Below are 7148 nucleotides of genomic sequence, written 5' to 3'. Positions count from 1 at the left end.
CGGGCGGCGAGCCGGCGGCGTGAACCGCCTCACATCGCGCCGGCGGCTGCGATCAGCAGGCCGCCGATGATCGCCATGTTGGTTTTCCAGGTATTGATCGCGCTGTCGCGTGCCGTTCCCTGCATGTCCCAGAAATTCAGCAGCATGACGGTGGCGGCCAGCGTGAAGATGATGAGACCGAATGCCGCTGCCGCGACAAAAAGGCCGAGCATCAGCAGGATGCCGGCGACGATCTGGAATATGCTGCCCAAGACCAGCACCCATTTTGCAAAAGGGACGCCGCGGGTTTCGATCGCCTCGGTCAGCGGCACGATAACGAAAAAATGATGAATGCCGCCAGCGACATAGAGGCCACCCAGCAGCAGACGTCCGACGGCAAGCATCACGAAGGCCGGACCATCCTGCATATCGAACCATTCTCCCGCATCTCGACTCTCCGTCGAGCGCAAGGCTCTTCCGAAGCTTACGAAAATGCAATGCACCGTGACGCCCGGCTGCGCAAATTCGCCCCAATTGAGGATGATGGAGGCGCAGGCGGCGGGGCTGGGGTAGCAGCGGCATGGCTTCATAGAGCTTATATGCCTCGCATGTTACGTCTTTCGAAATGATTCCCGCCAAGCTGGAAGTTGCAGCAGGGTACGAGATGTCGGGGCACGGCAATTTGGAAGAGATGGAAGAAACGGACGGGTTTTCTTTTCGCGGGCTTTTCAGGCGTTACAGAACGCCGCTGATGGCAGCCGCGTCACTGGTGGTCTTCTGCCTCGTCGGTTACGCGATCATGCAGCTTACCAACGAGGTGCGTTATGACGACGTCGTCGGTGCGCTGGCGGCGACCAGGCCGAGCGCGATCCTGCTTGCGCTGTTCTTCACGGCGCTCAGTTTCCTCTCGCTGATCTTCTACGATCTCAACGCCATCGAGTACATCGGCAAGAAGCTGCCCTTTCCGCATGTGGCGCTGACGGCGTTCAGCGCCTATGCCGTCGGCAATACTGCCGGTTTCGGCGCGCTTTCGGGCGGCGCGATCCGCTACCGCGCCTATACGCGCCTCGGCCTCTCGCCGGAGGATATCGGCCGAATCATCGCCTTCGTCACGCTGTCCTTCGGACTGGGTCTTGCGGGCGTCGCGGCGATCGCCCTCATCGTCATCGCCGACGAAATCGGCCCGCTCGTCGGCGTGAGCCCCTTCCTTCTGCGGCTGATCGCCGGTTCGATCGTCGCCATTCTGGGCGCGGTGATGATTATCGGCCGTGACGGGCGTGTGCTCGATCTCGGCCCCGTCGCAATCCGCTTGCCGGATTCGCGTACCTGGTCGCGCCAGTTCCTCGTCACCGCCTTCGATATCGCCGCCTCGGCGTCGGTGCTCTACGTGCTGCTGCCGCAGACGGCAATCGGCTGGCCGGTCTTCCTCGCCGTCTATGCGATCGCCGTCGGTCTCGGCGTGCTCAGCCATGTTCCGGCCGGGCTCGGCGTGTTCGAGACCGTGATCATCGCCTCGCTCGGCAGCGCGGTGAACATCGATGCCGTGCTCGGATCGCTGGTGCTCTACAGGCTGGTCTACCATGTGCTGCCGCTGTTGATCGCCGTGCTCGCGGTCTCGGCGGCGGAGCTGCGTCGTTTCGTCGACCATCCGGCCGCCTCCAGCATGCGACGTATCGGCGGGCGACTGATGCCGCAGCTGCTGTCGGCTCTCGCGCTGCTGCTCGGCGTCATGCTGGTGTTTTCGAGCGTCACGCCGACGCCGGACCAGAACCTCGAATTCCTCTCCAACTATCTGCCGCTGCCGATGGTCGAAGGGGCACATTTCCTCTCCAGCCTGCTGGGGCTGGCGCTCGTCGTCGCCGCGCGCGGCCTCGGCCAGCGGCTCGACGGCGCCTGGTGGGTGGCCGTGTTCTCGGCGCTTGCTGCGTTGACTTTGTCGCTGCTGAAGGCGATCGCGCTCGTCGAAGCCGCTTTTCTCGCCTTCCTCATCTTCGGGCTCTTCGTCAGCCGCCGGCTCTTTACCCGCCAGGCCTCGCTGCTCAACCAGGCGCTGACTGCGTCCTGGTTGATGGCGATCGCCGTGATCGTCGTCGGCGCCGTCGTCATCCTGCTCTTCGTCTATCGCGACGTCGAATACAGCAACCAGCTCTGGTGGCAGTTCGAATTTACGGCCGAAGCGCCGCGCGGGCTGCGCGCCGTACTCGGCATCACCATCATCTCGTCGGCGATCGCCGTCTTCAGCCTGCTCCGGCCGGCGAGCTTCCGGCCGGAGCAGGCGACGGACGAGGCGCTGGTGCGTGCCGTCGAGATCGTCATGAAGCAGGGCAACGCCGATGCCAATCTGGTGCGCATGGGCGACAAGAGCATCATGTTTTCGGAAAACGGCGACGCCTTCATCATGTATGGCCGGCAGGGCCGCTCCTGGATCGCGCTGTTCGATCCGGTCGGCGACCATCGCGCCGTGCAGGAACTCGTCTGGCGTTTCGTCGAAGCGGCGCGTGCCGCTGGCTGCCGGGCCGTGTTCTACCAGATATCGCCGGCGTTGCTGTCCCATTGCGCCGATGCCGGCCTTCGCGCCTTCAAGCTCGGCGAACTGGCGGTGGCCGATCTGAGGACCTTCGAGATGAAGGGCGGCAAATGGGCAAACCTTCGCCAGACGGCAAGCCGCGCCCAGCGCGACGGGCTGGAATTCGCCGTCGTCGAACCGCAGGACGTGTCTTCCGTCATCGATGAACTAGCCGCCGTTTCGACGGCCTGGCTCGAGCTTCACAATGCCAAGGAAAAGGGCTTCTCGCTCGGCGCCTTCGATTCCGATTATGTCTCCTCGCAGCCGGTCGGCATCCTGAAAAAGGACGGCAGGATCGTCGCCTTCGCCAATATCCTCGTGACCGAATCCAGACAGGAGGGCACGATCGATCTCATGCGCTTCTCGCCGGACGCGCCGAAAGGCTCGATGGATTTTCTCTTCGTGCAGATCATGGAATATCTGCGAGGGCAGGGTTTCACCCACTTCAATCTCGGCATGGCGCCGCTCTCCGGCATGTCGAAACGCGAGGCGGCGCCCGTCTGGGACCGCATCGGCAGCACCGTCTTCGAACACGGCGAGCGCTTCTATAACTTCAAAGGCCTTCGGGCATTCAAATCCAAGTTTCATCCGCACTGGCAACCGCGCTATCTTGCGGTCTCCGGAGGGGGCAATCCGATGATCGCGTTGATGGACGCGACATTTCTGATTGGGGGCGGATTGAAAGGGGTAGTGAGAAAATGATCAGGACAATCCTTCTTGCCACGGCATGCGCCTGCATGCTCGCGGCCGCACCGGCTGATGCCGCCGAGGAAACCACGCAAAGCTTCGAAACCGGGCTCATCCCGTCGCCGCACATCTTCCTGCCGGAAGGGGAGGTGAAGGGCACGGTGATGCTGATCTCGGATGCCGCCGGCTGGGGCGACTATGAGAAGGCCGAAGCCGACAGGTTGGTCGCCGAAGGCGCCGTCGTCATCGGCGTCGACTTTCCATCCTATATCCAGGCGCTCAGCCGGTACGACGTCAGCCTCAACGACGGCTGTGTCTACATGGTGTCGGACATCGAATCGCTCAGCCAGCAGGTGCAGCGCGCGACCGGCAACAACGCCTATCACCTGCCAATCGTCGCCGGCATCGGCGAGGGCGGGGCCTTGGCGCTGGCGATCGCCGCGCAAACGCCGGATGCGACGATCGGCCAGACACTTGCCGTTAATCCGGTCGCCGGCATTCCGCTTGCCCAGGCGCTTTGCACGCCGGCGTCCAAGCAAGTGGTCGGCGAACGCACCGTATATGGCCTCAGCGACGGCGTCCTGCCGGACCCGATCATTACCGTCTTCACGCCTGATGCCAACAAGGATGGCCGGGCGCATGCCGAGGCGCTGAAGAAGGCCCATGACGCGATCGAGATCCGCGACTCCACCGACGATGCGCAGACGGCGTTTGCCGATACGCTCGACGATCTCGTCACTGCCTCCGGCGCCTTCGGCAACCCGCTTGGCCTGCCGCTGGCTGTGCTCGAGGCGACCCCCGCCTTCGATACGATGGCGGTGATCTATTCCGGCGACGGCGGCTGGCGCGACATCGACAAGGAGGTCGGCGGCACGCTGCAGAAGGAAGGTATTCCGGTCGTTGGCGTCGATTCGCTCCACTATTTCTGGTCGGAGCGCAAGCCGGAGGAGACCGCCGCCGATCTTTCGAAGATCATCGATTTCTACCGCAAGCAGTGGAAGGTGAAGCATGTGCTGCTCGTCGGTTATTCCTTCGGTGCCGATGTCGTGCCCGCCACCTACCAGCTCCTCAAGCCAGCCGAAAAGTCGGCGGTGGCGCAATTGTCGCTGCTGTCGCTTTCGCACGAAGTCGACTACGTCATCTCCGTTCTCGGCTGGCTCGGCCAGAAGACGGAAGGCGCGGGAGGCGATCCCGTCGGCGACCTGAAGAACATCGATCCGAAGCTCGTGCAATGCATCTACGGCAAGGACGACGATGATGATGTCGCCTGTCCGGCGCTGAAAGATAGCGGCGCCGAGGTCATCGAACTGCCCGGCGATCATCACTTCGACGAGAATTACGACCTTCTCACGAAGACGATCATCGACGGCCTGAAGAGACGACTGCAGGACTAAAGCGCAGCGCGTCCGATAGGACGCTAAGGTCGCTTTAACACTTTGAAATCAGCGCATCAGCGTTTCTTCGTTCCAGCCGAGCGCGGTGAGTTCCGTGCCACGAAACCGCGCATCGTCGGCAACGATGAATTCGTCGAGTTGCGGCGGAGCGACGCTGGTGCCGGAGAGCATCGCATGCACCTGGCCGCGATGATGGGTCTGGTGCTGGAAGAGGTGACCGATCACGTCTTCCATCCGCTCTTCTTGGATGCGGGCGCCGCGATGGAGGCTGATGGTCGAGGTGAGCCTCTGCGGCGTCAGGGCCTCGCAAAGTGCCACCAGGCGCTGATCGACCCTCGCCTGTGCTTCTGCCAGCGAGGAAACGTCATCGAATGGTTCGTCGGCCTCGAAGGCCTTGAGCCCGAGCGTTCCGCCTTCCAGGCCGTCGACATAGAACCAATCGACCGTGATGATGTGGTTCAAGGTTTCCTTGATCGAGGGGAAGAAGCTGGTGCGCGGCGCTTCGAATTCGCCGGGCTTCAATGTCGCGCAGGCCTGAAGCAGCCGGCGGTTGGCAAGGGCGTTGTTGTAGGCAAGTTTTCGGAATGGCCTGACAGGATCGAAGGTCGGCATCGGCGCATCTCCTCTTTAAGCGCTTTTGGCTACAGCGCCGCGCGCCTTTTGAGGCGCGCAAAAGACGCTGTAACACCTTGAATTGCTTGCATCAGTTCTTGTCATCGAGATCGCCGTCCCGCCAGACGAGATGACGTGGCGCAATGGGCAGGCTCTCGATTTCATCGGCGATGAAATAGGGCGGGATGTCGAGTGTGGTCAGGGCACTACGCGTTGCTGGCACCCATTTGAATTCGAGATAGTTGTCGCCGTCCTCGATCCGATGGATGATTTCGCCCGGCCGGAAGGGGAATTCCGCCGGGATGTCCATCAGATAATAGAGGCCGAGTTCATGCCAGTCGCGCTGTTCGTAGTGGAAAAAATTCTCGACGATCCACAGCAGGCGGAAGACAGTGACTTCGACGCCCAGTTCCTCCACCATCTCTCGTTTGAGCGTTTCCTCCGACGTCTCGCCGATTTCCGCCCTGCCGCCTGGAAAGGTCCAGAAGGGTTCATGCACGGCGCGATGAACGAGCACGTGGCCATCGCGAAAGCCGAGGCCGGCGATGCGATAGTTGAAACGCTCAGCGCCCGCATTCAGGCGGATGAGAGTGCGCTTGGTCATGCCATTCTTATCCAAGATCGATCACGACAATTTCCGGCGGCACGCCGAAGCGGACCGGTGCAATCGAGCAGCCGAGGCCACCGGAAACGATGATATTACGCCCCTCCTCGATCATATGGCCATAGGCGTAGCGATTGCCGTATCGCGAGGGCACGATCGGTGAACGGCCGAGGAGACGGATCTGTCCGCCATGGGTGTGGCCCGATAGCGTCAGCGAGACGCGCTCGGGCACGCGCGGAAAGATATCGGGTTCATGGGCAAGCAGGATGACGGGCGCATCGTCCGTCACCTGAGCCATCGTTCCATCGAGATCGTCGAGGCCGAGCATCTGCGTGCGGCCCCACTTCCGGCCCGGCAGCAGCGCCAGTTGATCCTCGAGGCCTGCCAGCCAAAAGCCGCGGCCATCCTTTTCGAGCCGAACGGCGCGGTTGCCATAGACCGGAATGCCGACGTCGGCGAGGGCTCGGTGTCCGAATGTTTCCATCCCGCCGTTCTTCTGAGCGGTCCTGTCCTCCCACCAATCGTGGTTACCCATGATCGCATGGACGCCGAGAGGGGCCTGCAAGGTGGCGAGCGCCTTCGACCATTGGCTCGAATGCACGTACTGCGTCACCATGTTCATGCCGGCGGCGTAATCGCCGAGCAGGACGGTGATGTCGCCTTCGAGTTCATTCGCCCTGTGGCAGATCGCGGCAATGCGGCTTGCCGACATCCAGGGTTCACAGGCATGGAGATCGGCGAGCGCGACGACGCGCAGCTTGAGCCCTGGCGTCCAGCCCGGCGGCGTCAGCTGGTAGTGGGTGATGGCGAGACGCGCGAGCGGTTCATAAGCGAAGGCATAACCACCGAGCGACATGACGCCTGCGACACTGCCGCCGAGAACCTTGAAAAATCCGCGGCGGGTGATCACTCAATTGTCCTCCTGGAACAGCCGGAACTGCGCAGCCTCCATATCCTTAGGTGGTTGCATTCCCAGATGTTTCCACGCGATTGCGGTCAGAACACGGCCGCGTGGCGTGCGCTGAATGAAACCCTGCTGGATCATGTAGGGCTCGATGATGTCCTCGATCGCGTCGCGCGGCTCGGAAAGGCCGGCGGCAATGGTTTCGATGCCGACCGGGCCGCCGCCGAAATTGACGGCGATCATGTTGAGGTAACGTTTGTCGAGCTGGTCGAAGCCGACATTGTCGACCAGCAGGCGGGTCAGCGCCTCGTCGGCGATCTCGCGGGTGACGGCCTCTGCCCTTGCCACCTCGGCAAAGTCGCGCACACGCCGCAACAGCCGGCCGGCGATGCGCGGGGTGCC

General features: G+C 62.5%; 7 protein-coding genes. 2 read left to right on the top strand and 5 right to left on the bottom strand.

All coding sequences use genetic code 11. The features are described from left to right. Positions 1-29: 29 nt before the first annotated feature. On the bottom strand, positions 30-407 hold the full coding sequence (locus MOV76_RS37675) for a DoxX family protein (protein WP_018445930.1): 378 nt from the start codon (positions 405-407) through the stop codon (positions 30-32). A gap of 236 nt (positions 408-643) precedes the next feature. Here MOV76_RS37675 and mprF point away from each other — a divergent pair, with 236 nt between their 5' ends. Both mprF and MOV76_RS37665 read left to right on the top strand, forming a co-directional pair. Further along, complete coding sequence (mprF, locus tag MOV76_RS37670) at positions 644-3247, top strand: bifunctional lysylphosphatidylglycerol flippase/synthetase MprF (protein WP_018243457.1); 2604 nt, start codon at positions 644-646, stop codon at positions 3245-3247. Beyond that, a complete protein-coding gene (locus MOV76_RS37665; RefSeq protein ID WP_018243456.1) occupies positions 3244-4626 on the top strand; it encodes a virulence factor family protein in 1383 nt (460 codons plus the stop codon). The genes mprF and MOV76_RS37665 overlap by 4 nt, the downstream gene beginning before the upstream one ends. A 48-nt stretch (positions 4627-4674) precedes the next feature. On the opposite strand, the gene MOV76_RS37660 is transcribed toward MOV76_RS37665, so the two are convergent. The 4 genes from MOV76_RS37660 to MOV76_RS37645 all read right to left on the bottom strand — a co-directional run. Continuing rightward, on the bottom strand, positions 4675-5238 hold the full coding sequence (locus MOV76_RS37660; RefSeq protein WP_018243455.1) for a DinB family protein: 564 nt from the start codon (positions 5236-5238) through the stop codon (positions 4675-4677). Between the two features lie 91 nt (positions 5239-5329). Next, on the bottom strand, positions 5330-5842 hold the full coding sequence (locus MOV76_RS37655; RefSeq protein WP_018243454.1) for an NUDIX hydrolase: 513 nt from the start codon (positions 5840-5842) through the stop codon (positions 5330-5332). Between the two features lie 7 nt (positions 5843-5849). After that, complete coding sequence (locus MOV76_RS37650; protein WP_018243453.1) at positions 5850-6752, bottom strand: metallophosphoesterase; 903 nt, start codon at positions 6750-6752, stop codon at positions 5850-5852. Beyond that, on the bottom strand, positions 6753-7148 hold a 396-nt coding region (locus MOV76_RS37645; protein WP_309506876.1), incomplete at its 5' end, for a Holliday junction DNA helicase RuvB C-terminal domain-containing protein.

Origin of the sequence: Rhizobium sp. PRIMUS64 (assembly GCF_023006465.1) — a bacterium.
GTDB classification, from domain to species: Bacteria; Pseudomonadota; Alphaproteobacteria; order Rhizobiales; family Rhizobiaceae; genus Rhizobium; species Rhizobium leguminosarum.
Note: the sequence above shows the minus strand (reverse complement) of the source record. Positions and strands in the feature narration are given on the sequence as shown.

Excerpts from the sequence above, each read along its gene's own strand:
- MOV76_RS37655 (WP_018243454.1), bottom strand. The coding sequence starts at position 5,842 with ATGACCAAGCGCACTCTCATCCGCCTGAATGCGGGCGCTGAGCGTTTC.
- MOV76_RS37665 (WP_018243456.1), top strand. The coding sequence starts at position 3,244 with ATGATCAGGACAATCCTTCTTGCCACGGCATGCGCCTGCATGCTCGCG.
- MOV76_RS37675 (WP_018445930.1), bottom strand. The coding sequence starts at position 407 with ATGCAGGATGGTCCGGCCTTCGTGATGCTTGCCGTCGGACGTCTGCTG.
- mprF (WP_018243457.1), top strand. The coding sequence starts at position 644 with ATGTCGGGGCACGGCAATTTGGAAGAGATGGAAGAAACGGACGGGTTT.
- MOV76_RS37660 (WP_018243455.1), bottom strand. The coding sequence starts at position 5,238 with ATGCCGACCTTCGATCCTGTCAGGCCATTCCGAAAACTTGCCTACAAC.